This window comes from Dryocola clanedunensis subsp. sulfonylureivorans, from assembly GCF_016756775.1.
In the GTDB taxonomy this organism is placed as follows: domain Bacteria; phylum Pseudomonadota; class Gammaproteobacteria; order Enterobacterales; family Enterobacteriaceae; genus Dryocola; species Dryocola clanedunensis.
In genome coordinates this window covers 1-25073 of the sequence record NZ_JAERMU010000041.1, presented here as the reverse complement: position 1 = coordinate 25073, position 25073 = coordinate 1, and the positions used below count along the sequence as shown (strand labels likewise).

At 56.8% G+C, this 25073-nt stretch carries 25 protein-coding genes; 7 read left to right on the top strand and 18 right to left on the bottom strand.

Annotated features, from left to right (window positions below; all coding sequences use genetic code 11):
- The first annotated feature begins 370 nt into the window (after nt 1–370).
- Nucleotides 371–868 carry an N-acetyltransferase gene (gene yhhY, locus HYQ67_RS22835; RefSeq protein WP_202308312.1) on the top strand — a complete coding sequence of 166 codons (498 nt, stop codon included), beginning with the start codon at nt 371–373 and terminating at the stop codon, nt 866–868.
- Between the two features lie 94 nt (nt 869–962).
- Here the strand turns inward: yhhY and ggt are convergent, their stop codons facing one another.
- The gene (gene ggt, locus HYQ67_RS22830) at nt 963–2657 is read right to left on the bottom strand and encodes a gamma-glutamyltransferase (protein ID WP_237391411.1); all 1695 of its coding nucleotides are present in this window, start codon (nt 2655–2657) and stop codon (nt 963–965) included.
- 182 nt (nt 2658–2839) lie between these two features.
- On the opposite strand from ggt, the gene HYQ67_RS22825 reads away from it, so the two are divergent.
- Nucleotides 2840–3277, top strand: a complete 438-nt coding sequence (locus HYQ67_RS22825; RefSeq protein ID WP_202308310.1) for a DUF2756 family protein — start codon at nt 2840–2842, stop codon at nt 3275–3277.
- A 45-nt stretch (nt 3278–3322) separates the two neighbouring features.
- Here the strand turns inward: HYQ67_RS22825 and ugpQ are convergent, their stop codons facing one another.
- The 11 genes from ugpQ to livK form a co-directional block, all read right to left on the bottom strand.
- Complete coding sequence (gene ugpQ, locus HYQ67_RS22820; RefSeq protein ID WP_202308299.1) at nt 3323–4066, bottom strand: glycerophosphodiester phosphodiesterase; 744 nt, start codon at nt 4064–4066, stop codon at nt 3323–3325.
- A complete protein-coding gene (locus HYQ67_RS22815) occupies nt 4063–5148 on the bottom strand; it encodes a sn-glycerol-3-phosphate import ATP-binding protein UgpC (protein WP_202308297.1) in 1086 nt (361 codons plus the stop codon). The genes ugpQ and HYQ67_RS22815 overlap by 4 nt, the downstream gene beginning before the upstream one ends.
- A gap of 3 nt (nt 5149–5151) precedes the next feature.
- Nucleotides 5152–5997 (bottom strand): sn-glycerol-3-phosphate ABC transporter permease UgpE, encoded by an 846-nt coding sequence (ugpE, locus tag HYQ67_RS22810; protein WP_202308295.1) that lies wholly within the window; start codon nt 5995–5997, stop codon nt 5152–5154.
- Nucleotides 5994–6881 carry a sn-glycerol-3-phosphate ABC transporter permease UgpA gene (ugpA, locus tag HYQ67_RS22805; RefSeq protein WP_202308293.1) on the bottom strand — a complete coding sequence of 296 codons (888 nt, stop codon included), beginning with the start codon at nt 6879–6881 and terminating at the stop codon, nt 5994–5996. Before ugpA ends, ugpE begins: the two co-directional genes overlap by 4 nt.
- Nucleotides 6882–6988: 107 nt before the next feature.
- Nucleotides 6989–8308, bottom strand: coding sequence for a sn-glycerol-3-phosphate ABC transporter substrate-binding protein UgpB (gene ugpB, locus HYQ67_RS22800; RefSeq protein ID WP_202308291.1), 1320 nt, complete (start codon nt 8306–8308; stop codon nt 6989–6991).
- A 165-nt stretch (nt 8309–8473) separates the two neighbouring features.
- Nucleotides 8474–8749, bottom strand: a complete 276-nt coding sequence (locus HYQ67_RS22795) for a hypothetical protein (protein ID WP_202308289.1) — start codon at nt 8747–8749, stop codon at nt 8474–8476.
- Nucleotides 8750–8819: 70 nt separating this feature from the next.
- The gene (gene livF, locus HYQ67_RS22790; protein ID WP_202308287.1) at nt 8820–9533 is read right to left on the bottom strand and encodes a high-affinity branched-chain amino acid ABC transporter ATP-binding protein LivF; all 714 of its coding nucleotides are present in this window, start codon (nt 9531–9533) and stop codon (nt 8820–8822) included.
- Nucleotide 9534: 1 nt separating this feature from the next.
- Complete coding sequence (gene livG, locus HYQ67_RS22785; RefSeq protein ID WP_202308285.1) at nt 9535–10302, bottom strand: high-affinity branched-chain amino acid ABC transporter ATP-binding protein LivG; 768 nt, start codon at nt 10300–10302, stop codon at nt 9535–9537.
- Nucleotides 10299–11585: a high-affinity branched-chain amino acid ABC transporter permease LivM gene (locus tag HYQ67_RS22780; RefSeq protein ID WP_202308276.1), complete on the bottom strand. Its 1287-nt coding sequence runs from the start codon at nt 11583–11585 to the stop codon at nt 10299–10301. Before HYQ67_RS22780 ends, livG begins: the two co-directional genes overlap by 4 nt.
- Nucleotides 11582–12508 (bottom strand): high-affinity branched-chain amino acid ABC transporter permease LivH, encoded by a 927-nt coding sequence (gene livH, locus HYQ67_RS22775; RefSeq protein WP_202308274.1) that lies wholly within the window; start codon nt 12506–12508, stop codon nt 11582–11584. The genes HYQ67_RS22780 and livH overlap by 4 nt, the downstream gene beginning before the upstream one ends.
- A 67-nt stretch (nt 12509–12575) precedes the next feature.
- The gene (livK, locus tag HYQ67_RS22770) at nt 12576–13685 is read right to left on the bottom strand and encodes a high-affinity branched-chain amino acid ABC transporter substrate-binding protein LivK (RefSeq protein ID WP_202308272.1); all 1110 of its coding nucleotides are present in this window, start codon (nt 13683–13685) and stop codon (nt 12576–12578) included.
- Between the two features lie 422 nt (nt 13686–14107).
- Here livK and panM point away from each other — a divergent pair, with 422 nt between their 5' ends.
- Nucleotides 14108–14488: an aspartate 1-decarboxylase autocleavage activator PanM gene (panM, locus tag HYQ67_RS22765; RefSeq protein WP_202308270.1), complete on the top strand. Its 381-nt coding sequence runs from the start codon at nt 14108–14110 to the stop codon at nt 14486–14488.
- 114 nt (nt 14489–14602) lie between these two features.
- On the opposite strand, the gene HYQ67_RS22760 is transcribed toward panM, so the two are convergent.
- The 5 genes from HYQ67_RS22760 to ftsY form a co-directional block, all read right to left on the bottom strand.
- Nucleotides 14603–15706, bottom strand: coding sequence for a branched-chain amino acid ABC transporter substrate-binding protein (locus tag HYQ67_RS22760; RefSeq protein ID WP_202308258.1), 1104 nt, complete (start codon nt 15704–15706; stop codon nt 14603–14605).
- 220 nt (nt 15707–15926) lie between these two features.
- Nucleotides 15927–16781, bottom strand: a complete 855-nt coding sequence (gene rpoH / locus HYQ67_RS22755; RefSeq protein WP_202308256.1) for an RNA polymerase sigma factor RpoH — start codon at nt 16779–16781, stop codon at nt 15927–15929.
- A 268-nt stretch (nt 16782–17049) separates the two neighbouring features.
- Nucleotides 17050–18120, bottom strand: a complete 1071-nt coding sequence (gene ftsX / locus HYQ67_RS22750; RefSeq protein ID WP_237391409.1) for a permease-like cell division protein FtsX — start codon at nt 18118–18120, stop codon at nt 17050–17052.
- Nucleotides 18098–18766: a cell division ATP-binding protein FtsE gene (gene ftsE, locus HYQ67_RS22745; RefSeq protein ID WP_202308252.1), complete on the bottom strand. Its 669-nt coding sequence runs from the start codon at nt 18764–18766 to the stop codon at nt 18098–18100. The genes ftsX and ftsE overlap by 23 nt, the downstream gene beginning before the upstream one ends.
- 2 nt (nt 18767–18768) lie before the next feature.
- Nucleotides 18769–20376: a signal recognition particle-docking protein FtsY gene (gene ftsY / locus HYQ67_RS22740; RefSeq protein ID WP_202308243.1), complete on the bottom strand. Its 1608-nt coding sequence runs from the start codon at nt 20374–20376 to the stop codon at nt 18769–18771.
- A gap of 194 nt (nt 20377–20570) precedes the next feature.
- Here ftsY and rsmD point away from each other — a divergent pair, with 194 nt between their 5' ends.
- Together rsmD and HYQ67_RS22730 are read left to right on the top strand one after the other, a co-directional pair.
- Nucleotides 20571–21146 (top strand): 16S rRNA (guanine(966)-N(2))-methyltransferase, encoded by a 576-nt coding sequence (gene rsmD, locus HYQ67_RS22735; RefSeq protein ID WP_202308241.1) that lies wholly within the window; start codon nt 20571–20573, stop codon nt 21144–21146.
- Between the two features lie 11 nt (nt 21147–21157).
- Nucleotides 21158–21427 carry a DUF1145 family protein gene (locus tag HYQ67_RS22730; protein ID WP_202308232.1) on the top strand — a complete coding sequence of 90 codons (270 nt, stop codon included), beginning with the start codon at nt 21158–21160 and terminating at the stop codon, nt 21425–21427.
- Nucleotides 21428–21431: 4 nt separating this feature from the next.
- On the opposite strand, the gene HYQ67_RS22725 is transcribed toward HYQ67_RS22730, so the two are convergent.
- A complete protein-coding gene (locus HYQ67_RS22725) occupies nt 21432–21800 on the bottom strand; it encodes a DUF2500 domain-containing protein (RefSeq protein WP_202308230.1) in 369 nt (122 codons plus the stop codon).
- A gap of 141 nt (nt 21801–21941) precedes the next feature.
- Between HYQ67_RS22725 and HYQ67_RS22720 the strand changes: the two genes are divergently transcribed.
- On the top strand, nt 21942–22568 hold the full coding sequence (locus HYQ67_RS22720; protein WP_202308228.1) for a lysoplasmalogenase: 627 nt from the start codon (nt 21942–21944) through the stop codon (nt 22566–22568).
- Nucleotides 22569–22651: 83 nt separating this feature from the next.
- A complete protein-coding gene (gene zntA, locus HYQ67_RS22715) occupies nt 22652–24853 on the top strand; it encodes a Zn(II)/Cd(II)/Pb(II) translocating P-type ATPase ZntA (protein WP_202308226.1) in 2202 nt (733 codons plus the stop codon).
- The last annotated feature ends 220 nt before the right edge of the window (nt 24854–25073 follow it).

Sequence of the window (25073 nt, the reverse complement as noted above, 5' to 3'; positions counted from 1 at the left end):
CGTTAAAATCTACACCACAGACTTGAGAGCCTAAGGTCGGATACGACGTCCGGACTGCGTTCAGAATAAACTGGCCGGTTTACTCTGAACAGGGGGAATAATACAAGGTCGGATAAGCGTTAGCGCCATCCGACACTCTCGAAAAAGGGCAAAAAAAAAGCCAGCACCCGGCTGGCTAAGTAATACTGGAAGCAATGTGAGCAATGTCGTGCTTTCAGGTTGTCTCCGTAAGGGTCTCCCCTGAACGCATGGCAATAATAATCATTATCATTCGCACTTGTAAAGCTTAATTTGAAAAAATGTGCCGTTGACTTCACAAACAAAGTCAATGATGTTTAAAGGGTTTAACTAACCCATTGAGGATAAAAGGATGAGTGAAATCGTAGTGCGTCACGCAGAAATTGGCGATGCGGAAGCCCTGCATCAAATTTACAGCCAGCCGACGCCGCAGCGCGACACGCTACAGATCCCTCATACCCCTCTAAAAATGTGGGTGGATCGCATAGCGGAGCCTAAACCGGGCAGCCGCAATCTTGTCGCCTGTATCGACGGCAAAGTTGTCGGCCAGCTGATGCTGACGGTTGAACCGTCCCCGCGCCGCAGCCACGTAGCCACCTTCGGGATGGGCGTGGACAGCAACTTTCACGGTAGAGGCGTGGCCAGCGCGTTAATGGCCGCGATGACCGACCTGTGCGACAACTGGCTGCGTATTGACCGTATCGAACTGACGGTGTTCACCGATAACGCACCGGCGCTGGCGGTGTACCGTAAGTTTGGCTTCGAAGTGGAAGGCACCGGCAGAAACTTCGGCCTGCGCGACGGGAAATATGTGGACGCGCACTTTATGGCGCGGCTGAAACCGGTCTAGGCTGGAGGGAAATGGTGGATGGCGCTTGCGCTTATCCGCCCTACCGCTTTGATTCGTAGGGTGGATAAGCGCGAGCGCCATCCACCGCCACAGCTCAATACCCCTCAGTCAAATCCTCAACCGTACGCGGGTCAGAGGCGCCGTAAAGCTTGCCGTCCGGCGCAATCATAATGCTTTGCGTGCTGCCCATTGCTTCCTTCACCACGACCTTTTGCCCCTTCTCACCCAACAGCTTCAGCGTGTCCGGGCTAAAGCCCTTCTCCACCCGCAGCTCGTCCGGCAGCCACTGATGATGGAAGCGCGGCGCGCTGGTCGCTTCGGCGACGTTCATCCCGAAATCGACGGTGTTAATCACCATTTGCAGCACGGTGGTGATAATACGGCTGCCACCGGGGCTGCCGGTGACCAGCCAGGTCTTGCCATCTTTTACCACAATCGTGGGCGACATCGAGGACAGCGGACGTTTATGCGGCCCCACCGCGTTGGCGTCGCCGCCCACCAGCCCATAAACGTTCGGCACGCCCGGCTTCGCGGAGAAATCGTCCATCTGGTTGTTCATCAGGATACCGGTGTTGCCCGCCACGATGCCGCTGCCGAAGTTGGTGTTCAGCGTGTAGGTCACGGCAACGGCGTTACCGTCTTTATCCACCACCGAGAAGTGCGTGGTCTGGTTGCTTTCATACGGCGCGAGCTTGCCCGGCTTGATGTCGCTCGACGGGCGCGCCTTGCTGACGTCGATTTTCTCCGCCAGGGATTTGGCGTACGCCTTGCTGGTCAGCGCCTGCCACGGCACTTTGACGAAGTCCGGATCGCCCAGGTATTCCGAGCGGTCGGCGTAAGCGTATTTTTCCGCCTCGGCTACCAGCTGCATCGCGTCGGCGCTGCCGAAGCCGTATTTCGCGAGGTCGAAGTTTTCGAGGATATTCAGGATCTGCACGATGTGGATCCCGCCAGAGGACGGCGGCGGCATGGAATAAACTTCATAGCCGCGGTACTCACCGCTGATGGGCTTACGCTCCACGGCTTTGTAATTTGCCAGATCGGCTTTGCTGATTAACCCGCCGCTCTTCGCCATTTCTTCGGCGATCTGGTCGGCAATCGGGCCTTTATAGAAGGCATCCGGGCCGTTTTCGGCTATCAGCTCGAGGCTTTTGGCAAGATTCGCCTGTATTAACCTGTCGCCCTTTTGCAGCAGGCTACCGTCTTTCTTCCAGAAGATGGCCCTGCTGTTTTCATGGCTGGGCAGCACTTCTGAGCCGTACTGTTTGAGATCGTCTGCCAGCGCCTCGTTAACGATATAACCGTCACGCGCCAGCTTAAACGCGGGCTGAATGACCTTGTTCAGCGGCATAGTGCCGTACTTTTCCAGCGCCAGAGAGAAACCGGCGACCGTGCCCGGCGTGCCGGAAGCGAGCGGAGAGGTAAGAGATTTTTTACTGTCGGCATTCCCCTGCTCATCAAGGAACATGTCGCGGGATGCCTTTTCCGGTGCCATTTCACGGAAATCGATGGCGGTTGTTTTACCGTCCTTAGTGCGCAGCAGCATAAAGCCCCCGCCGCCCAGGTTACCGGCCTGCGGATGGGTGACCGCCAGCGCGTAGCCCACCGCAACGGCGGCATCCACCGCGTTACCGCCCTGTTTAAGAATATCAACGCCAACCTGGGTTGCCAGCGCGTCAACGGTGGCAACCATGCCGTGTTCAGCACGAACGGGATGATAGATGTCAGTTTCAACACCATATGAAACGGGCGGAGGGGCAGCGCCCGCCGTCAAACAGAGGCTTATCATCAGCACAGGTGCGGCAATCCAGCGCCTTGTCTCAATCCACATGTTATTCAACGTCTTCATCGTTATTTTCTCCATGTTTTAGGGGCAATCCCCAGATAATCCTGGTCTATAAATCCTAAATAACCATCGCTGTGACGGAAACCGAGTAAACTTAGAGGATGCCCCCAACGGAGGAGGTAAACATGAAAAAACTATTGCTCCTGACGGCCCTGCTGCCTTTTGTCAGTCTTGCACAGCCGCTCAATACCATGAATAACCCAAACCTGCCGGATTACCAGAACCCCACCCACCAGCGGATGCAGACGCAAATGCAGTCGCAGCAAATCCAGCAGAAAGGGATGCTCAACCAGCAGCTGCAGACCCAGAACCGGGTTCAGCAGCAGCAGCTTGAATCGCAGATCAACAATAATTCACAGCGGGTGCTGAGTTCGCAGCCGGGTGAGTTAAATACCGGCGGGCAACAGATGCTGCCGAATACTAATGGAGGGATGCTGAGTAGCGGGGGGACCTCGGTTCAGCAGGATCATATGCTCCAGCCGAAGGCCAACGGCAGCATGCTGAACCAGAATAATTCCAGCATGACGCAGCCTAATATTCCTTTGAAAACGATTGGGCCTTAACGATCGTGGTGGATGGCGCGAATGCTCGCTTATCCACCCTACGCGTTATTGAGCTTTAAAGTCCGGACCGATCTCGTCAATGCGGTCCGTGCAAATCGCATCGACGCCCCAGCGCAGCAGTTCCGCTGCTCGTTGGGGCGTATTCACCGTGTACACCAGAATATGCAGCCCCGCCGCTTTCAGCTCCCGCACCCGCCCTTCATCCAGCAATTTATGATTCAGATGGATGGAGACGCACGCCAGGCGTTTGGTCAACTCGCGCCAGTCGTCTCGCCATTCGTCCAGCAGCAAGCCTCGCGGTAGCTCCGGTGCGTCAGTCTGGGCCGCCTCAAGCGCTTCAATGGCAAAGGAAGAGAGCAGCGGTGCCGTTTGCCCTGCCCACAGCTCACGGGCCGCCAGCGCGATTACCCTGCCGGTCTCGGTTTCCAGGCCGCTGGTCGGCTTAATTTCGATATTCGCCATCATGCCGTGCAGCCTGCAGCGCTCCGCCACCTGCGAAAGCAGCGGCAGCGGCTCACCCTTAAACCTGCTGCCAAACCAGCTTCCCGCATCGACGTTAAGCAGCCGATCCCACGGCAGCTCCCCCGCAATGCCCCAGCCGTTGCTGGTGCGCTCGAGCGTATCGTCATGCAGGAGGAAGATTTGCCCATCCTTTGACAGCTTCGCGTCGAATTCGATCATCTTGTGGCCGTAGCGCGCGCCGACGTCGATGGCCGCCAGGGTATTTTCCGGCGCCAGTTTACCGCCGCCGCGGTGGGCGACGATGGAAGGGTATGGCCAGTTGTTCATAAACGTTGTCCATTTTCTGCGTCAAAGCTGTCATTTTTAAAGAAGTGCAAATTTTGTTCCGGAAGATGCAGCCACAGCTCGCAGCCCGGCTGCGGCCTGACCTGATGCGAAAGCCGCACAACCACTTTCTGCTTGCCCCAGCGCCCGTGCGCCAGGTTATCTGCGCCGAGCATTTCGAGCGTCTCTAATCGCCAGGGGATACCACCTGCAGATTGTGAGCTTAACGCAATATGTTCCGGGCGGATACCCAGCGTAATAGCCCGTCCGGCCCAGGATAATCGCGGGCTGCCCAGCGGCAGCGCAATGCCCCCTTCCATCTCGAAACGGTAGCCGTCCACGCTAATTTTCCCTTCCAGCAGGTTCATGGCCGGCGAGCCGATAAAGCTCGCCACGAAGCGGCTTGCCGGGCGCTCGTAGACTTCTACCGGGGTGCCAATCTGCTCGGCAACGCCTTTGTTCATCACCATCACCCGCTGCGCCAGCGTCATCGCCTCCACCTGATCGTGGGTGACGTACAGGCTGGTGGTATTCAGACGGCGGTGCAGCTGCTGTAGCTCAAGGCGCATCTGCACGCGCAGTTTGGCATCCAGGTTAGACAGCGGCTCGTCGAAAAGGAACACGGCCGGATCGCGCACGATGGCACGCCCCATCGCCACGCGCTGACGCTGGCCGCCGGAAAGCTCGCGCGGGCGGCGCTTGAGCAGGTTATCCAGCTCCAGAATACGGGCCGCCTCCAGCACCTTCTGGTGGATATGATCTTTGCCCATGCCGCGGATTTTCAGCCCCCAGGCCATATTCTCTTCCACGCTCATATGCGGATAGAGCGCGTAGTTCTGGAATACCATCGCGATGCCGCGCTCTTTCGGCTCCATCTCGGTGACGCGCTGGCGGTCGATCCAGATATCGCCGCTCGTCACGCGCTCAAGCCCCGCCACCATGCGCAGCAGGGTGGACTTCCCGCAGCCGGAAGGGCCGACCATCACGATAAACTCGCCGTCCGCCACGTCCAGCGTCAGCGGCTGGATCACCTGGGTTTTGCCGTCCCAGCTCTTGGATACTGCCTGTAATTTCAGTCCTGCCATGGGTTATTTCTCACTGTCTACCAGGCCACGCACAAACGCGCGCTGCATTGCTAAAACGATAATTACCGGTGGGATCAGGGTCAGCAGCATGGCCGCCATCACCTGGTTCCACTGGGTGGTGCCTTCGCCGGACGACATCATCCCTTTGATGCCTGCCACCGCGGTGCCGAGGTTCACATCGCTGATGATCAGCAGCGGCCATAAATACTGGTTCCAGCCGTAGATAAAGGTGATGACGAACAGCGCCGCCAGGTTGGTTTTTGACAGCGGCAGCACGATGTCGCGGAAGAAGCGCATCGGCGACGCGCCGTCGATGCGGGCGGCCTCCATCAGCTCGTCCGGCAGCGTCATAAAGAACTGGCGGAACAGGAAGGTGGCGGTTGCCGAGGCCATCAGCGGCAGCGTCAGGCCCGCGTAGCTGTCGAGCATATGCAGGCTGGCGATGACCTCCACCGTCGGAAAGATCCGCACTTCAACCGGCAGCATCAGGGTGATAAAAATCATCCAGAAGAACAGGTTGCGCAGCGGGAACCTGAACCAGACGATGGCGAAGGCGGAGAGCATCGAGACGGTGATTTTGCCCACGGTGATAGCCAGCGCCATCACGAAGCTGTTGAGCAGCATCAGGCCAAAAGGAGCGCTGTTCGCCCCCACGCCGTGCCGCCAGATGTACGCCATGTTCTCCAGCAGGTGGCCACCGGGGATCAGCGTCATCGGCGTTTCAAACACGGCTTTGTTATCCAGCGTAGCGGCGACGAACGCCACGTACAGCGGGAACAGGATCGCCAGAATGCCGATAATCAGCATGGTATGGCTGAAGAGAGTCAGCCCGCGACGGTTCTCGATCATTGGTAGCGTACCTTACGTTCCACGAAGCGAAACTGAACCACAGTCAGCACGATAACCAGCAGCATCAGCACCACGGACTGCGCCGCCGACGCGGACAAATCCAGCCCGGCAAAGCCTTCGCGGTAAATTTTATAGATAAGCGTGGTGGTCGCCTGCACCGGGCCGCCGCCGGTTGCCGCGTCGATAACCGGGAAGGTATCGAAGAAGGCATAAACCAGATTGACCACCAGCAGGAAGAAGCTCACCGGCGCTATCAGCGGCAGCGAGAGCTTAAAGAAGCGGCGCACCGGCCCGGCACCGTCAATCGCGGCGGCCTCCACCAGCGAGCGGGGTATAGACTGGAGCGCCGCGAAGAAGAACAGGAAGTTGTAGCTGATCTGCTTCCAGACCGAGGCGAACACCACCAGGAACATCGCCTGCCCGCTGTTCTGCGCGTGGTTCCAGTGATAGCCGAACTGCTCCAGCAGATGGGTCAGCAGGCCGCGTCCGGGATTGAAAAGGAAAATCCACAGCACCGCCGCGATGGCGGGCGCCACGGCGTAGGGCAGCAGCATCAGGGTTTGATATAAACGGCTGCCCCGCACCACGTAATCCACCAGGGCTGCGAAAAACAGCGACACCAGCAGCCCGCTGCCCGCCACCAGCCCGCTGAAATAGAGCGTGGTGTAGAACGAATCCAGATAGTAGCTATCGTGGAAAAGCTGAGTGAAGTTATCAAACCCAACGAAGGTGCTGGAAAGCCCAAACGGATCGACGCTCTGCAGCGAGTACCACAGCGCCTCGCCCGCGGGCCAGATGAAGAAGATGACGGTGATAATCAGCTGCGGCAGAACCAGCGCGTAGGGCAGCCAGCCTGAGCGGAATACCGGACGAGAAGATGACATAAACGATTTTTTCCTGAAAATGTCGGGTGACGGCTTCGCCTCACCCGACCTACACATAGCGCTTCGCAGGTCGGATAAGCGCCAGCGCCATCCGACACAGCTCAGACTCAGGACTTTGTGGACTGCTCAAAGCGGCGCAGCAGGAGATTCCCGCGCTCGACGGCCGAGTCCAGCGCCTGCTGAGGGCTCTTCTTGCCGGTCCAGACCGACTCCAGCTCTTCATCCACAATGGTGCGGATCTGCGGCATGTTGCCCAGGCGCAGGCCTTTGGTAAACGGCAACGGCGGCTTATTCAGCATCTGACGGGTGGCGATGTCCGCCCCTGGGTTTTTCTTGTAGAAGCCCTGCTCACGGGTCAGGTCGTAGGCGGCTTTGGTAATCGGCAGGTAGCCGGTTTTCTGATGCCACTCGGCGGCAATTTCCGGCTGGGCAAGGAACTGCATAAACTCGGCCACGCCTTTGTAGGTCGCCTTGTCTTTGCCCTGCATCACCCACAGGCTGGCCCCGCCGATAATGGCGTTCTGCGGCGCGCCCTTCACGTCGGCATCGTAAGGCATCATGCCCACGCCGTAGGTGAATTTGGCGTACTGGCGGATGTCGGCCAGCGAGCCAGAAGAGGCCGTGGTAATCGCGCAGTCGCCGCTGTAGAACTTCTCGGTGGATTCATCTTTGCGGCCGAAGTAGCTGAAATCACCCTTCTTGTTCAGCGCTTCCAGCAGGGCGATATGCTTCACCTGCTCCGGCTTGTTGAATTCCAGTACCGCGTCGGTGCCGTCAAAGCCGTTGTTTTTAGTGGCAACCGGCAGGCCGTGCCAGGCGCTGAAGTTTTCGATCTGGATCCAGCCCTGCCAGCCGCTGGCGTAGCCGCACTTCATGCCCGCAGCTTTCAGTTTGGCCGTGTACTCCGCCAGCTCCTGCCAGGTTTTTGGCGGCTGGTCCGGGTTCAGCCCGGCTTTTTTAAAGGCGTCTTTGTTGTAGTACAGCACCGGGGTGGAGCTGTTAAACGGCTGGGAGAGCAGATGCCCGGTTTTCGCATCGGTGTAATAACCGGAAACCGTCGGCACGAACTGGGATTCGTCGAACTTAATGCCCGCATCGTTAAAGACTTCGTAGACAGGTTTGATAGCTTTTGAGGCCATCATGGTCGCCGTGCCCACTTCGTAAACCTGAAGAATGGCCGGAGCGTTACCGGAACGGAACGCCGCAATGCCCGCCGCCAGGTTCTGCTCGTAGTTGCCCTTATAGACCGGGACAATCTGGTAATCAGGATGCGTCTGGTTAAAGCGGCTTGCCAGGGAGTCGACCTCTTTACCCAGCTCTCCTTCCATAGAGTGCCAGAACGGGATGGACGTTGCGGCAAAAGCGTTGCTGGTAAGCGCACAGCCAAGGGCCATGCAAAGGGCTGTACGTCGTAACGATGCGGTCATGTCTTATCTCTCTTGTTATGAGGCTAAAAGCGCGAAAACACGCGTTTTTGTTCGCATCAAAACATGACATGCGCGAATGACAGAAAAATAACTGGGAGGTGACAGGATCGTGACGGTTGCATGTTGGGAAGATGACGGGGAGCTTACGGCATCCTCCCCGACGGTTTATCGATAGCCGTTTTTTTCAGCCTGGTTATTCAGCCATTTGTCGTGGCGGCGCTGCTTTTCGCGCTGGATATCCGTCTGGCTGTCGTAGGCGTCCGGGCAAACGCTGCCCTGGAAGATACGACAGGGCTGCTCGTCTTCGGGAACATCACGCGGGTCGACCCGCCCGGGATTTTCGTGCCAGATGGCAGGATCTGATGGGTCAAAAGCCTTCTTACTTTCGCCGGCCTGAGCCTGCGCGGCCATTACCAGCACCAGAAATAACAGGTATTTCATTTCGATCTCCTTATCGTTTCGATAGCGCATTTCCTGCAGGGCGGACAAGCCTCATCCGCCCTGCAAAAAATCAGCCGCCCAGATAGGCGCTGCGCACCGCTTCGTTGGCCAGAAGCGCGTCGCCGGTATCTTCCAGCACCACGTGGCCGTTCTCCAGCACGTAGCCACGGTCCGCCAGCTTCAGCGCCTGGTTGGCGTTTTGCTCCACCAGGAAGATGGTCATGCCTTCGCTGCGCAGCTGTTCGATGGTGTCGAAAATCTGCTGAATGATGATCGGCGCGAGGCCCAGCGACGGCTCGTCGAGCAGCAGCAGGCGCGGCTGGCTCATCAATGCACGGCCAATGGCCAGCATCTGCTGTTCACCGCCGGACATGGTACCGGCACGCTGGATGCGGCGTTCATACAGGCGTGGGAACAGATCGTAGACGCGCTTGATGCGGGTCTGGAACTGGTCACGCTCCGCGAAGAAACCGCCCATCGCCAGATTCTCTTCCACCGTCATGCGTGAGAAGACGCGGCGGCCTTCCGGCACAATCGCAACCGCTTCGCGCATGATGCGCGCGGTTTGCCAGTCGGTAATGTCTTTGCCATCAAACGTAATTTTGCCGCTGGATGCACGCGGGTCGCCGCAGAGCGTACCCAACAGCGTGGTTTTACCCGCACCGTTCGCGCCAATCAGAGTTACGATCTCACCCTGCTTGATGTGCAGACTGACCTCGTGCAGCGCCTGGATCTTGCCGTAGTGGGCGCTTACGTGGTCAAAGGACAGCATGATATTTTCCATCTTAAGCCTCTCCCAGATAGGCGCGGATCACGTCAGGGTTGTTACGGATTTGCTCCGGCGTGCCGTTGGCAAGCGGAGTTCCCTGGTTTACCACGTAGATCCGGTCGGAAATGCCCATCACCAGCTTCATGTCGTGCTCAATCAGCAGCACGGTGGTGTTGTGGTGATTACGTAGCTCCATGATCAGCTCATCTAGCTCGTGGGTCTCTTTCGGGTTAAGGCCAGCGGCAGGTTCATCCAGCATCAGGATTTCCGGCTGGGTGACCATGCAGCGTGCAATTTCCAGACGACGCTGATCGCCGTACGCCAGGTTGCTCGCCTGACGGTTTGCCTGCTCGAGCAGGCCGATACGTTCAAGCCAGGTGGCGGCCCGGTCCAGCGCTTCGCTTTGCGCGCGGCGGAAGCCAGGGGTTTTCAGCAGGCCAGAGAACACGCCAGTTTTCAGCTGCATATGCTGGGCCACCAGCAGGTTTTCAATCACCGTCATTTCGCGGAACAGACGCACGTGCTGGAAAGTACGCACCACGCCCATGCGGGCAATCTGCTGACCCGGCAGGCCTTCCAGGTGCTGGTCGCGCAGCATGATGGTGCCGCCGGTCGGCTTATAAAAGCCCGTCAGGCAGTTGAAGACGGTAGTTTTACCGGCGCCGTTCGGGCCGATTAACGAAACAATTTCCCGAGGATGCAGCTCAAGAGCGACATTGTTGACGGCGAGCAGGCCGCCGAAACGCATCATCAGGCCGTTTACGGATAACAGTGGCTGACTCATGCCTGCTCCCCTTTCACTTGTTCTGCCTGCGCTTTCTTCAGCTTCAGATGCGGACGCGTCATTGGCAGCAGGCCCTGCGGACGCCAGATCATCATCAGTACCATCAGGCCACCGAGCACCAGCATGCTGTATTCATTCAGGTCGCGCATCAACTCGCGGGAGACAACCAGCAGCACCGCGGCGAGGATAACGGCAAACTGCGAGCCCATCCCGCCCAGCACCACGATGGCCAGCACGAAGGCAGACTCGGCGAAGGTGAAGGATTCCGGGCTGACGAAGCCCTGGCGTGCGGCAAACAGCGTGCCGGCAAAACCGGCGAACGCGGCGCTGATGGTGAAAGCGGTCAGCTTGATGCGCGTCGGGTTCAGACCCAGCGAGCGGCAGGCGATCTCATCTTCACGCAGCGCTTCCCACGCGCGGCCCAGCGGCATGCGCAGCAGGCGGTTAATCACGAACAGGGACAGCACCACCAGCAGCAGCGCGACCAGATAGAGGAAGATAATCCTGTCGCCAGGGTTGTAGGCAATATTGAAGAAGTTGCTGAACGTATCCCAGCCCCCTTCCCGCGCGGTGCGGCTGAACTCCAGGCCGAACAGGGTTGGCTTAGGAATCTGGCTGATGCCGTTCGGACCGCCGGTGATCTCGGTATTGTTCAGCAGCAGGATACGGACGATTTCGCCGAAGCCGAGCGTCACAATGGCCAGATAGTCACCGCGCAGACGCAGTACCGGGAAGCCGAGCAGGAAGCCCGCAGCAGCCGACACCAGGCCCGCCAGCGGCAGGCAGGTCCAGAAGCCCAGGCCGTAATAGTGATTCAGCAGCGCGAAGGTATAGGCGCCAATGGCGTAAAAGCCGCCGTAGCCCAGCACCAGCAGGCCAGACAGGCCAACCACCACGTTCAGACCCAGACCCAGAATGATGTAGATCATCGTCAGCGTAGCGATATCCACTGTGCCACGTGAAACGACGAACGGCCATGCTACGGCGAGGATCAGCAGCGCAAACAGGAAGATTTTTTGTTTTGGCGTGGAGCCGTCCAGCGCGGGCAGCACAAACTTCGGCCCGGAGACTTTTTTAAGCCCCTTCTGGAACGCCGGGCGCAGCAGCTGGAAGACGAAAACAATCGCCGTACCAATCCACACCCACTCCCAGCGCACGGAACCCGCGCTGTTGACCACCAGTTTGGTGCCGTCGAGGCTCAGCTGCACGCCCATAAAGACGCCGGCCAGCACGAAGAACATCGCCGCCGACAGGGCAGAAAAAACAATATGCATCGGTTTCATACTTTCTCAACCTCCGGACGACCCAGAATCCCGGTAGGCATCACCAGCAGCACCACAATCAGCAGGGCAAAGGAGACAACGTCTTTGTATTCCGTGCTCAGGTAGGCGGAGGTCAGCGCTTCGGCCACGCCCAGAATCAGACCGCCAATCATCGCGCCTGGAATGCTACCAATGCCGCCAAGTACCGCGGCGGTAAAGGCCTTCATACCGGCCATAAAGCCGATGTACGGATTGATAACGCCATAGAACTGACCAAGCAGCACGCCCGCCACTGCAGCCATTGCCGCGCCGATGACGAAGGTCAGAGAGATAACGCGGTCGGTGTTAATCCCGAGCAGGCTCGCCATTTTCAGGTCTTCCGCACAGGCGCGGCAGGCGCGGCCCATGCGTGAATAGCGGATGAACAGCGTCAGCGCCAGCATGGCAAGGAAGGTCACGACCCAGATAACAAGCTGCATGGTGGTAATGGTGGCGGTGAAGTTTTCGCTCGCCCCCACGATCCACTGACCGTTAAATAAGTTTGGCAGGGCGATATCGCGGGAACCTTCGGTGAGGCTGACGTAGTTTTGCAGGAAGATGGACATCCCGATGGCGGAGATCAGGGCAATCAGGCGCTTGGAGTTACGCACCGGCTTGTAGGCCACGCGTTCAATGCTCCAGCCGTAGGCGCTGGCGATGATAATCGCCCCGAGGAAGCCTGCGCCTACCAGCATCCAGCCCACGTCGATACCCAGCATCATTAACGCTGCGATGATCATAAACGAGACGTAGCTGCCGATCATATAGACTTCGCCGTGGGCGAAGTTGATCATGCCGATAATGCCGTACACCATGGTATAGCCGATGGCGATCAGCGCGTAGGTACTGCCCAGCGTGACGCCGTTAAACATCTGCTGCAAGAAATAGAGAAACTGCTCGGACATAACTTAACCTTATTATTCCTCCCGGGCGTTGCGCCCGGAAGGTGGGATGACTGAAGTAGCCTTCGCCTTATTTCGCCACGGAGGACGAACCGTCGGCGTGCCACTGGAAGACACCAAATTCAAATCCTTTCAGATCGCCTTTTTCATCCCAGCTCAGCGGCCCAATCACGGTTTTCGCACCGTTCGCTTTCAAATCTTTCACTAAATCAGCCGGTTCTGCGCTGCCGGTACGCTCAAGCGCGGTAGCCAGAGACTGCACGGCTGCGTAGGTGATCCACACGTACGGGCCGCTCGGGTCTTTTTTCTCTGCCTTCAGCGCGTCAACGATAGCTTTGTTCGCCGGGTCCTGGTCATAGCGTTTTGGCATAGTGACCAGCATGCCTTCGCCCGCCGGGCCTGCGATATTAGAGAGGGATGCGTTGCCCACGCCTTCCGGCCCCATAAACTGAGTTTTCAGACCAACAGCGCGTGCCTGGCGCAAGATCTGGCCCATTTCAGGGTAGTAACCGCCGTAGTAGACGAAGTCGATGTTCTCTTTTTGCAGGCGCGCCACCAGGGTGGAGAAATCTTTATCGCCCGCGGTGATGCCGTCAAAGAAGACGATGTTCGCGCCGCCCTTTTTCAGGCCGTCCTGTACGGAACGCGCCAGACCTTCACCATACTGCTGCTTATCGTGGATGATAGCGATACGCTGTGGTTTTACGTGCTGAAGGATATAGTTAGAAGCCGTTGGCCCCTGGGAGGAATCCAGACCGGCGGTACGCATGATCATCTCGTAGCCGCGGCTTGTCAGCTCAGGGTTGGTCGCCCCTGGGGTGATCATCAGAATGCCTTCGTCTTCGTAAATATCTGAAGCTGGCTGCGTGGAAGAAGAGCACAGGTGGCCAATCACATAACGCACGCCGTCGTTAACAATTTTGTTGGCAACCGCAACGGCTTGTTTTGGATCGCAGGCGTCGTCGTATTCAACCGCGACAAGCTTGTCACCTTTGATGCCGCCTTTGGCATTGATGTCTTTGATAGCCTGGCGTGCACCGTTGAACTCCATGTCACCCCATTGCGCTACCGGGCCTGACATCGCCCCGACAACGGCAACTTTAATGTCTGCAGCGGCTGCCGCGTGAGACATCGCTAAAGCAACCATGCCTGCGAGTAACGTCTTCGCGTTCATTTTCATCCGTTTCGATCCCCATTTCTTTCGTGATTTTGTGGTTTTATGCTGGTCAAAAAACGGCTGCGCTTTTTGTAATCAATTTATGATTTTTACCAGTGCCTTTAATGGCTTAGCGGCAAAATTTACAATATTTCCGGCTAAAAGCTCTATTTTTCAGGCGATTAAGCAGAGATATTATTCTGTATTTGAGCAGAGTGAAACAAAAAAAAGTGCCTTTTTCAGCATAAAATAGCGGTACAAAGAGCGGAATAAAATGCTGGGTTTTAGGGTTTTATACTGACCACATTTCAATCTGACGTGTTTCGAACTGCTTAATCTTTGTCACAGAATGCAATCGGCTGCCAGGACGCAGAAAAAAGATAAAGCGTCTGGGGTAAATAAATTGGTTACACTCGGTGTTTTCCCGCTTTTTGGTTAGCTCGCTTATGAAACTCACCATCATTCGTCTGTTTGAGTGTAGTGCCCAGGATGAGATCGATCTCGCTAAGATCTGGCCGGAATATTCAAGCGCCTCGCTGACGCTTTCCGATACGCACCGCATTTATGCCGCAAAATTTAATGACCGTTTACTGGGTGCGGTACGCGTTACGCTAACAGGAGCCTCCGGCGCGCTAGATTCTTTACGGGTAAGAGAAATTACCCGTCGCCGTGGCGTTGGGCAGTATCTGATAGAAGAAGTTTTGCGGGATAACCCCGAAGTTTCCAGCTGGTGGATGAATGATATTGGCGTAGAAGATCGCAGCGTGATGGCGGCGTTTATGCAGGCTTTGGGGTTTCGGGCGCAGACGGGCGGTTGGGAGAAATAAAATAGGTGTCGGATGACGCGGGCTTATCCGACCTACGCAACGCATTTGTAGGGTGAATAAGCGCTAGCGTGATCCACCAAAAAAACCGCCCCTATGGAGCGGGTTAATCAAATTTTACTTAGCGTCGGTCGCTGTACCGTCGGCATGCCAGGTAAAGACGCCGAACTCAAAGCCCTTCAGGTCGCCTTTCTGATCCCAGGACAGCGGCCCCATAACGGTATCCACCGAGCTGGCTTTCAGGTAGGTCGCGATTTCAGCCGGGTCTTCTGACTTGTTCAGACCAGCCGCCAGAGATTGCAGCGCCGCGTAGGTAGTCCACACGAAGGCACCACTTGGATCCTGTTTCTTCGCTTTAATCGCATCAACAACCGGTTTGTTAGCAGGGACCTGGTCGTAGTTCTTCGGCTTGGTCACTAACAAACCTTCAGCGGATGCGCCGGCAATATTAGACAGCGAAACGTTCGCCACGCCTTCCGGGCCCATAAACTGAGTTTTCAGACCTGCCGCACGGGACTGACGCAGGATCTGCCCCATTTCCGGGTGGTAGCCGCCGTAGTAAACAAAATCGATATTCTCTTTCTTCAGGCGTGCCACCAGCGTGGAGAAGTCTTTTTCGCCTGCGGTGATACCGTCAAAGAACACCACGTTAGCACCCGCTTTCTTCAGGCTATCCTGAACGGAGCGCGCCAGCCCTTCGCCATACTGCTGCTTATCGTGAATGATCGCGATGTTCTTCGGCTTCACGTGCTCAAGGATGTATTTAGCCGCCGTTGGTCCCTGGTCGGAATCCAGACCGGTGGTACGCAGGGTCAGTTTGTAACCACGTGACGTCAGCTCTGGCGCCGTTGCCGCAGGAGTGATCATCAAAATGCCTTCGTCTTCATAGATGTCAGACGCGGGCTGTGTGGAAGAAGAGCACAGGTGGCCGATAACGTATTTGATGCCATCGTTAACCACTTTGTTGGCAACCGCTACCGCTTGTTTCGGGTCGCAGGCGTCGTCGTATTTAGTAATGACCAGCTTGTCGCCTTTAATGCCGCCTTTGGCATTAATATCCGCAACGGCTTGTTCTGCGCCGGTAAACTCCTGGTCGCCGTACTGAGCAACCGGGCCAGACATGGCGCCCACTACCGCGACTTTAATGTCCTTGGCGAATGCCGCATTGCTCATGGCGAGCGCGATACAACCAGCCAGTAAGGCTTTGCCCTTCATTTTCATCCTGAGAATCCCCGTTCTTGTTGTGATTGGTCTTTGTGTGTTGTTTTGGCACTGTTTTTTTGATGTGGAGATTACCGCGCAGGCCATCGCCGCACTCCGTGCTAAAAACATACCCGATTTTGGGCTTTTTGGAATAACAATTTTGTCACGTTTGAGAAGGGGGTAGCGCGGGCATAAAAAAACCGCCCCGGGAGGCGGTTTTTTATCTGGCTTGAAAAACTCAGGCTTCGATAGCCATGCGCAACTTTTTCATCGCGTTCTTTTCAAGCTGGCGAACACGCTCTGCGGAGACGCCGTAGCGGTCTGCCAGCTCCTGCAACGTGCTCTTGTTGTCTTCGTCTAACCAGCGTGCGCGGATGATGTCCTGGCTACGCTCATCAAGACCCAGCATGGCATCACTGAGCTTATCAGCGGCATGGGATTCCCAGTTGTCGTCTTCGATGCCGTCGGCAAAGTTGGACGTTTTGTCCTGCAGGAAGAGAACCGGGGCCATTGGCGCGCTGTCGGCGTCGTCATCGTTGCCCATGTCAAAGGTCATGTCCTGCGCCGCCATGCGGGATTCCATCTCACGCACGTCTTTGCTGGATACGCCCAATTCATTGGCGACCATTTCCACTTCGTCCTGGTTAAACCAGCCCAGACGCTGCTTGGTTTTACGCAGATTAAAGAACAGCTTACGCTGTGCTTTGGTGGTTGCCACTTTCACGATACGCCAGTTACGCAGCACGTATTCGTGAATTTCAGCCTTGATCCAGTGCACGGCAAAGGAGACCAGGCGGACACCCACTTCTGGATTGAAGCGACGAACCGCTTTCATCAGGCCGATGTTGCCTTCCTGAATCAGGTCAGCCTGCGGCAGGCCGTAGCCCGAATAGTTACGAGCGATGTGAACAACAAAGCGCAGGTGAGACAGGATCAGCCTTTTCGCTGCTTCCAGATCGCCCTGGTAATGCAGCTTTTCAGCCAGCTCCTTCTCTTCCTCAGCCGTTAACATCGGCCAGGTATTAGCAGCCCGGATGTAAGACTCCAGGTTACCAACAGGGGCTAAAGCTAAAGTATGCATATCTTTGGTCATTCAAACCCTCTCTTAGAGATAACGTACAGGTTGCCACAACGATTGACAGGGCAAAAACACTGACTCCACGTCAGGGCGCCAAACCGTACCATTCACACTACTCTCAGACAGTGATCTTATCCACAAGTTCAATGTATGGCTGTGTATAGATTACACACAAAATGTGACAGCACAATGAAGCATAGCAGGAGAGATAGCGAACCGAGGTGGGACTTGCCCCCCTGCTGACGGGCACATCGTAGCAGGGGAGAAGTATATCAAAAATTTTTTACTCTGGGGTAAAACGACGTAAATGTTGTACGGTGGCAATCCAGGCTGCCAGCCAGCCAATCATCGCCGAAACCAGCAGTAACAGCAGGCATTCGTCGAAACCTAAGCCGGAAATATCAAATCTGGTGCCGAACACGTTAGCCACGTCGGTGACTGCCGATGACAATCTCAGCACGAGAATTTCAGACAAAATAAGGGATAAAAACGCGCCGCTGAACCCCAGCAAGGCACCGCCGTACAGGAAGGGGCGCAGGATAAACCCATCCGTTGCACCAATAAGTTTCTGTACGTTAATGGTGTCGCGTCGGGCGAAGATGCTCAGACGTACCGAGTTACCAATCACCAGGAATACCGCAGCAACCATCAGCAGACCAATCATTGCAGCCACACGGCCGACCAGCCCAGTCAGCGCCGCAAGACGGGCGAACCAGCTGTCGTCCATGCGCACTTCATCCACACCGTGAATACGTGCCACACGATCGCGCAGGGTGTTCAGATGCTCCGTGCTCTGGAAATCCAGCTTAGGATTGACCACCGCCACGGCGGGCAGCGGGTTCTCTTCGAGCATATCCAGCGCACCGCCGAATCCAGACCAGTTTCGGAATTCGCCCAGGGCTTCGTCACGGGAGAGATAATTAACTTTATCGACGCCCTCTTCTGCCTGAATGGCGCCGACAACCTGTGCTGCCGCGTTATCATCCAGCGCTTTATCCAGATAGACGGTAATCTGCGGCGAAGGGTAATACTGCGTCGCGGCCTGATTCACGTTTTTGTAAACCATGTAGCACACGCTTGGCAGCGTCAGCGAAATGGCGATAACCATCACGGTCAGGAACGTGGCAATCGGCTTGCTTTTCAGATCCTGAAGCGCGCCTTCCCAGGCGTAGCGGAACTGTTCGTTCACGCCGCCCTTCAGCGAACGGGCTTTGGACTGAGGTCCTTTGCCACGTTTTTTCACCGAGCGCCCCAGATCCCCGAGCTTATTGAGCTTATTGATTTTATCCAGTCGGTTGCTGAACCGCTTGATGTGGTTCATCGCAGTGCGTTTATTCACCTGCCAGGCCTCCATGCAAATGGCCGTCGCTTAACGTCAACATCCGGTAGTTGCGACGAGAAATAAGCCCCATGTCGTGCGTTGCCATCAGAACCGTTACGCCGACGCGGTTAAACTCTTCGAAGAGGCGCAGAATGCCTTCCGAGAGCGCATCATCGAGGTTACCGGTGGGTTCATCCGCCAGCAGCACGGCGGGTTTGTTTACCACCGCGCGAGCAATGCCCACACGCTGCTGTTCACCGCCGGAGAGCTGGATAGGTAAGTTCTTCGCTTTGTCCAGCAGGCCCACTTTATCGAGCGCGGCGCTTACCCGGCGGCGAATATCTTCTCCGCTGGCACCGGCGATAATCAGCGGGATCGCCACGTTGTCGTAGACGGTTCTGTCCATCAACAGGTGGTGATCCTGGAAAATCATGCCAATCTGACGCCGCAGGAACGGCACCTCACGGCTCTTCAGGCGGCTGATATCGTGACCGCTGAAAGAGATCTTCCCGGCGCTTGGCCGTTCAATACCGCAGATAAGCTTGAGCAGGGTACTTTTCCCCGCGCCGGAGTGGCCGGTCAGAAACGCCATCTCGCCGGGTTGCATATGGAAAGTGACTCCCTGCAACGCCTGGCGTCCACCGAGATAGGCTTTACTGACGTGTTCAAAGCGAATCATTGTTAATCCTCTCGGGCAAAAAGTGCCTCAATGAAATCGTCCGCCTTAAACGGACGTAAATCTTCAATTCGTTCACCAACGCCAATATAGCGGATCGGAATGCCAAACTGGTCAGCAACGGAGAAAATCACGCCGCCTTTGGCTGTGCCATCCAGTTTCGTCAGGGTGATCCCCGTCAGCCCTACGGCTTCATGGAACAGCTTCGCCTGGCTTATTGCATTCTGACCCGTACTGGCATCGATGGTGAGCATAACCTCATGCGGGGCATCTTCGTCCAGCTTTTTCATCACGCGGACGATTTTCTTCAGCTCTTCCATCAGGTGCGCTTTGTTCTGCAAACGCCCAGCGGTATCAGCCAACAGCACGTCCACGCCACGGGCTTTAGCCGCCTGAATGGCATCGAAAATGACCGACGCGGAATCTGCTCCCGTATGCTGAGCGACAACAGGAATATTGTTGCGCTGGCCCCAGACCTGGAGCTGTTCGACGGCCGCCGCACGGAAGGTATCGCCCGCCGCCAGCATCACCGATTTACCTTCCTCCTGGAACTGACGCGCCAGCTTACCGATGGTGGTAGTTTTACCTACGCCGTTGACGCCAACCATCAGGATGACAAACGGGGTTTTACCCTCAACGTTGAGCGGCTCGTCGACCTTCGCCAGGATCTCGCTCATTTCGTCTTTCAGCAGACCATAGAGCGCTTCGGCGTCACGCAAGTCCTTACGGCTCGCGCCTTCTGTCAGGTTAGTGATGATTTTGCGCGTGGTTTCCACCCCCACGTCGGCAATCAGCAGCTGCTCTTCCAGCTCTTCAAACAGATCGTCGTCGATTTTTTTGCCGCGGAAAAGACTGATAAATCCGGAACCGAGATTGTGCTTCGTTTTCAGCAAGCTACGCTTAAGGCGAGTAAAGAAACCCTCTTTGGTTGGCCTCTCCTGCTCTTCCTGGATATCGTCCTTCGCGACGGCTTCAGCCTCTTCTTCTGGCTCAGTAACTTCTACTGGAGCCTCTTCAACAGGCGCGTATTCGACATGGGCGGCTATCACTTCTTCGATTTCGGCGACGGTTTCGTCAGCGGCTTGCTCTGCCTGCCACTCTTCTGGCTCTGGCTCGCTTTCGACGATGTCTTCCGGCAGCGGTAATTCTTCGTGTTCAAGGGTGGCCTGCGGCAGAACGGCTGGCTCTGGCTCTGGCTCTGGCTCTGGCTCTGGCAGAATATCCGGCTCAATCACTGCCGGTTTCATCACCTCTGGTTCGACGATCTCTGGCTCTGCAACAGCTTCTGGCTCGCGGGCATCTTGCGGCTCTGCCACTGGCTCAGGCGCGGTTTCCACCAGCTGTTCGCTGACTTCCACAACGTCCTGAGCAAAGGCTTCAGTTTCCTGCGGGGAGTGCTCGGCTACTGGCTCCGCTACCGTTTCTGATTCCGGCTTTTCTTCGTCCGCAAGAGGCTGTTGGGCGTCGACGATTTGTTCAGCATTCTGCTCAACAACTTCTTCAGCAACCGGCTGTTCCTGTTCTGGTTTTTTTTCTGATTCTTGTTCCGGTTCTTGCTCTTTCTGACCAAAGCCCAACCAGGAAAAAAAGCCACGTTTTTTCTCTTTCGCCATTTGCGAATGTACTCCTCGCTGTTGATTCATGGCACAGACCCGATCGCACTGGCTCCGGGCACTGAAAATAATCATCGATTGAATATGTTAGTCTATCACTTTCCCGACGCTTACGGCACTCTGGCGGATTAAGGTTTCCCCGCCTCCGTAGCAACGTTAGAATAGCCGACAAAAATCGCATCCCAGTGAGTCTCATGAAGAAACCCCAATCCTCCGGCACCGGCCAAATCCGCATCATCGGCGGGCAATGGCGTGGCCGTAAACTCCCCGTTCCGGACAGCCCAGGGCTGCGGCCGACAACCGACCGGGTTCGCGAAACGCTGTTTAACTGGCTGGCTCCGTCGATGGTCGACGCCGGCGTACTGGACTGCTTCGCAGGCAGCGGTGCGCTGGGGCTGGAAGCGCTGTCACGTTATGCGGCAAGTGCTACGCTGCTGGAGATGGACCGGAGCGTATCAGCGCAATTACAGAAAAATCTGCTGACGCTCAAAGCAAGCAATGGCACCGTGGTGAATACCAACACCCTGAATTATCTGGCGCAGCCGGGCACGCCGCACAGCATCGTGTTTGTCGATCCCCCCTTCCGTAAAGGGCTTCTGGAAGAGACGCTGACGCTGCTGGAAACTAACGGCTGGCTTGCGCAAGAGGCGCTGATTTATGTGGAAAGTGAAGTGGAGAACGGTATGCCGCCGGTTCCTGCGAGCTGGACATTACATCGTGAGAAAGTGGCCGGTCAGGTCGCCTATCGTCTTTATCTTCGCGAAGCCTGAGGAGAAACACCGTGCTGATTAACATAGGCAGACTTTTGATGCTGTTCGTGTGGGCATTTTTGCTGCTCAATATCGTCCACCCGTTCCCGCGCCCGCTGAACATTTTTGTCAACGTGGCGCTGATCTTCACAGTGCTGATGCACGGCATGCAGCTGGCGCTTCTGAAGTCGACCCAGCCCAAAGACGCGCCGCCGCTGAGCCGTCTGCAGCAGTTTAAGATCTTCGTCTTCGGCGTGTTTGAACTGTTGGCCTGGCAGAAGAAGCTGCGTCAGGGTCAATAATTTTTTATTGCTGAACGTTATCAGGGACGAAGCCAACAAAGCGCGTCCCTTTGTACTGCAAAGTTCCCTTATCCCCAACGCTCATTTCGTGGTACTGCGCAGCCTGTACGCGCATTTTCAGCTCCATGCCGCCCGTTTGCGGACGGAACCACACTTCATAGCGCATGGCTTCACCCGCGGGAGTCACTTCACGTTGGCGTGAGCGTCTGTCATTGGCAGGCTTTTCACGCTTTGTCGAGACCACTACGCTTTTCTGGCTCAGCGGCGCAGCGTCGTTTTCGGCATTCTGGCGGCGCTGCTGCATAAAGCGAAACGACGCGGCCACCACGATTAAGGCAATGATTGCAATGAAGATAACTGGCGGTTTACTCATGGATTTTTCTCGAAGAGTCAGGCACTTTTAAGCATACCCCGCTCATCTGGCCGTTGTCATCCCTTGCCGTTGACCACTAGACTGATAAGAATAAACACGGGCGACCGTGCCGTACGCCAACAACTACAAAAGGGACACGCCATGCTTTGGTCGTTTATTGCTGTATGCCTTTCCGGATGGCTCTATGTGGATGCCTCCTACCGAGGCCCAGTCTGGCAACGCTGGGTATTTAAGCCCGTGACGCTGCTGCTTTTACTTCTGCTGGCCTGGCAGGCGCCGATGTTCGAAGCCACCGGCTATTTGATCCTCGCCGGCCTGCTGGCAACGCTTGTGGGCGATGCTTTGACGCTGCTGCCAACCCAGCGCATGCTGTACGCGATTGGTGCGTTTTTCCTGTCGCATCTGCTCTATACCCTCTATTTCGCCAGCCAGATGACCTTCTCCTTCTTCTGGCCGCTGCCGCTGGCCTTGCTTATCGTCGGCGCGCTGCTGGTGGCCCTGATCTGGACAAAACTGGAGGCTTTCCGCTGGCCAATCATGACGTTTATCGGCATGACGCTGGTCATGGTGTGGCTCGCCGGAGAGCTTTATTTCTTCCGCCCGACCAGCACCAGCTTCTCCGGCTTCGTGGGTGCGGCTTTACTGCTGCTGGGGAACATCGTCTGGCTGGGTAGCCACTACCGTCGCCGCTTTACCGCCGACAGCGCCATCACCGCCGCCTGTTATTTTGCCGGTCACTTTATGATCGTGCGGGCGTTATATATTTAATTCGCGTAAACCCTCTTGACTCTGGAGTAAGCTCCAGAGTGTAACATGGGTAATGAGAACTTTATCATTACCCAGGAGGGTGCATGCTCAACTCTAAAAATTCCCCGCAGTTTGCGAAGGCAAAGCTTAGCCCGCTGCCCGTTGAGGCACCCTCTTGCTGCACCGACGAGCAGTGTTCGGCCGAGCCGGAAACCATTACGCTTCCCGATAACGGCGAGCGCTACACCTGGCTGGTCGCCGGGATGGACTGCGCCGCCTGCGCCAGAAAAGTCGAAAATGCAGTGAAGCAGGTGCCTGACGTTCAGCGCGTTCAGGTCCTGTTTGCCACTGAAAAGCTTCTGGTCAGCGCCCCGCGGGACGTTCGTTCTGAAGTAGAGAAAGCGGTGAAAGCCGCCGGATATACGCTACGCAACAGCGATGCACCCGCCGCCCCGGCTCCCTCCGTCTGGCGTGAAAACCTACCGCTTCTCTCTCTGATTGCCATGATGGCGATCAGCTGGGGTCTTGAGCAGTTCAACCATCCCTTTGGCAATCTGGCGTTTATCACCACCACGCTGGTTGGCCTGTGGCCCATCGCGCGCCAGGCCGTGCGCCTGATCCGCAGCGGCAACTGGTTTGCCATTGAAACGCTGATGAGCGTTGCCGCCATCGGCGCGCTGTTCATTGGTGCCACAGCCGAAGCCGCAATGGTGCTGCTGCTGTTCCTGGTCGGTGAACGTCTGGAATCTTATGCCGCCAGCCGCGCACGTCGTGGCGTCAGCGCATTGATGGCGCTCAAGCCCGAGGTAGCAACGCGCATCCGTAACGGCGAGCGGGAAGCCGTCGCGCTAAGCGAACTTCGTCCGGGAGATATCATTGAAGTCTCTGCCGGTAGCCGCCTGCCTGCGGATGGTCGCCTGCTTGGCCAGCCCGCCAGCTTCGATGAAAGCGCGTTGACCGGCGAATCCGTTCCCGTGGAGCGCGAGCCAGACGAGAAGGTCCCGGCGGGCAGCACCAGCGTCGACAGGCTGGTTCAGCTCGAAGTGATCTCCGGGCCGGGCGACAGCGCCATTGACCGCATCCTGCGCCTGATAGAGGAAGCTGACGAGCGTCGCGCGCCGATAGAGCGCTTTATCGATCGTTTCAGCCGTATTTATACGCCGATTATTATGGCAATAGCCCTGCTGGCGGCCGTCATCCCGCCGCTGCTGTTCGGCCAGAGCTGGAGCGAGTGGATCTACAAAGGGCTGGCGCTGCTGCTTATCGGCTGTCCGTGCGCGCTGGTCATTTCAACGCCTGCGGCAATCACTTCAGGCCTGGCCGCCGCCGCGCGGCGTGGGGCGCTGATTAAAGGCGGAGCGGCCCTGGAGCGTCTTGGCAAGATCCAGCATATTGCCTTCGATAAAACCGGCACGCTGACGGAAGGTAAACCCCAGGTCACAGCGATAGAAATCTCGGGCTCACTTAGCGAAAACGAACTGCTGGCCTTTGCCGCCGCAGTAGAGCAAGGCTCAACGCATCCGCTGGCACAGGCGATTGTCCGCGAGGCGCAGAGCAGAGCACTGACGCTGCCGGTGACCGAATCACATCGGGCGCTGGCAGGGATTGGTGTGGAAGCGCTTATCGACGGTGAAACACTGCGGCTTAGCACTCCTGGTAAGCTTCCTGCTGGCGTACTTAATGAGAGCTGGCAGCAGCGTATCACGCAGCTGGAAGCCGAAGGCCAGACGGTCATCGCAGCAGTCCACCAGAATGTATTACTGGGTGTTATCGCCATGCGCGATACCCTGCGCGGCGATGCCCGGGAAGCGGTAGAGGCGTTGAAAAAGATCGGTGTGCAGGGTGTGATGCTGACGGGCGATAACCCCCGCGCCGCAGCCGCTATCGCCAGTGAACTAGGCATGGACTACCGCGCCAGCCTGCTGCCCGCCGATAAAGTCAAAGCGGTAAACGAGCTCAACGCGCAAAATCCGCTGGCAATGGTCGGCGATGGCATCAATGATGCCCCGGCCATGAAAGCAGCCACCATCGGGATCGCCATGGGCAGCGGAACGGACGTCGCGCTGGAAACCGCAGACGCGGCGCTAACTCATAACCGCTTAACCGAGCTTGCGGGTATGATTAGCCTGGCAAGAGCCACCCATAACAATATCCGCCAGAACATCACCATTGCGCTGGGCCTGAAAGCCATTTTCCTGGTCACCACGCTGATGGGCCTCACCGGCCTGTGGCTGGCGGTACTGGCAGATTCAGGCGCAACGGCACTGGTCACGGCTAACGCGCTGAGGCTGCTGCGCAAAAAATAATAGCTGGATGACGCTGAACCTTCCGGCCTCAACTTGACGGTTTTTTTGTCGGATGACGCTTCGCTTATCCGGCCTACGACAAAGAATGTAAATCTGGTTTTGTAGCTACCGTCTTGAACGTCAAGCGGTAGCTGCATAATTTTCATCCCATGGCAGGCGTGTTTTAAGCACCCCGAAGCACATGTGCACCAGCTTGCGCATTACTGCACCCAGCGCCGCC

Excerpts from the sequence above, each read along its gene's own strand:
- yhhY (WP_202308312.1), top strand. The coding sequence starts at position 371 with ATGAGTGAAATCGTAGTGCGTCACGCAGAAATTGGCGATGCGGAAGCC.
- ggt (WP_237391411.1), bottom strand. The coding sequence starts at position 2,657 with ATGATAAGCCTCTGTTTGACGGCGGGCGCTGCCCCTCCGCCCGTTTCA.
- HYQ67_RS22825 (WP_202308310.1), top strand. The coding sequence starts at position 2,840 with ATGAAAAAACTATTGCTCCTGACGGCCCTGCTGCCTTTTGTCAGTCTT.
- ugpQ (WP_202308299.1), bottom strand. The coding sequence starts at position 4,066 with ATGAACAACTGGCCATACCCTTCCATCGTCGCCCACCGCGGCGGCGGT.
- HYQ67_RS22815 (WP_202308297.1), bottom strand. The coding sequence starts at position 5,148 with ATGGCAGGACTGAAATTACAGGCAGTATCCAAGAGCTGGGACGGCAAA.
- ugpE (WP_202308295.1), bottom strand. The coding sequence starts at position 5,997 with ATGATCGAGAACCGTCGCGGGCTGACTCTCTTCAGCCATACCATGCTG.
- ugpA (WP_202308293.1), bottom strand. The coding sequence starts at position 6,881 with ATGTCATCTTCTCGTCCGGTATTCCGCTCAGGCTGGCTGCCCTACGCG.
- ugpB (WP_202308291.1), bottom strand. The coding sequence starts at position 8,308 with ATGACCGCATCGTTACGACGTACAGCCCTTTGCATGGCCCTTGGCTGT.
- HYQ67_RS22795 (WP_202308289.1), bottom strand. The coding sequence starts at position 8,749 with ATGAAATACCTGTTATTTCTGGTGCTGGTAATGGCCGCGCAGGCTCAG.
- livF (WP_202308287.1), bottom strand. The coding sequence starts at position 9,533 with ATGGAAAATATCATGCTGTCCTTTGACCACGTAAGCGCCCACTACGGC.
- livG (WP_202308285.1), bottom strand. The coding sequence starts at position 10,302 with ATGAGTCAGCCACTGTTATCCGTAAACGGCCTGATGATGCGTTTCGGC.
- HYQ67_RS22780 (WP_202308276.1), bottom strand. The coding sequence starts at position 11,585 with ATGAAACCGATGCATATTGTTTTTTCTGCCCTGTCGGCGGCGATGTTC.
- livH (WP_202308274.1), bottom strand. The coding sequence starts at position 12,508 with ATGTCCGAGCAGTTTCTCTATTTCTTGCAGCAGATGTTTAACGGCGTC.
- livK (WP_202308272.1), bottom strand. The coding sequence starts at position 13,685 with ATGAAAATGAACGCGAAGACGTTACTCGCAGGCATGGTTGCTTTAGCG.
- panM (WP_202308270.1), top strand. The coding sequence starts at position 14,108 with ATGAAACTCACCATCATTCGTCTGTTTGAGTGTAGTGCCCAGGATGAG.
- HYQ67_RS22760 (WP_202308258.1), bottom strand. The coding sequence starts at position 15,706 with ATGAAAATGAAGGGCAAAGCCTTACTGGCTGGTTGTATCGCGCTCGCC.
- rpoH (WP_202308256.1), bottom strand. The coding sequence starts at position 16,781 with ATGACCAAAGATATGCATACTTTAGCTTTAGCCCCTGTTGGTAACCTG.
- ftsX (WP_237391409.1), bottom strand. The coding sequence starts at position 18,120 with ATGGAGGCCTGGCAGGTGAATAAACGCACTGCGATGAACCACATCAAG.
- ftsE (WP_202308252.1), bottom strand. The coding sequence starts at position 18,766 with ATGATTCGCTTTGAACACGTCAGTAAAGCCTATCTCGGTGGACGCCAG.
- ftsY (WP_202308243.1), bottom strand. The coding sequence starts at position 20,376 with ATGGCGAAAGAGAAAAAACGTGGCTTTTTTTCCTGGTTGGGCTTTGGT.
- rsmD (WP_202308241.1), top strand. The coding sequence starts at position 20,571 with ATGAAGAAACCCCAATCCTCCGGCACCGGCCAAATCCGCATCATCGGC.
- HYQ67_RS22725 (WP_202308230.1), bottom strand. The coding sequence starts at position 21,800 with ATGAGTAAACCGCCAGTTATCTTCATTGCAATCATTGCCTTAATCGTG.
- HYQ67_RS22720 (WP_202308228.1), top strand. The coding sequence starts at position 21,942 with ATGCTTTGGTCGTTTATTGCTGTATGCCTTTCCGGATGGCTCTATGTG.
- zntA (WP_202308226.1), top strand. The coding sequence starts at position 22,652 with ATGCTCAACTCTAAAAATTCCCCGCAGTTTGCGAAGGCAAAGCTTAGC.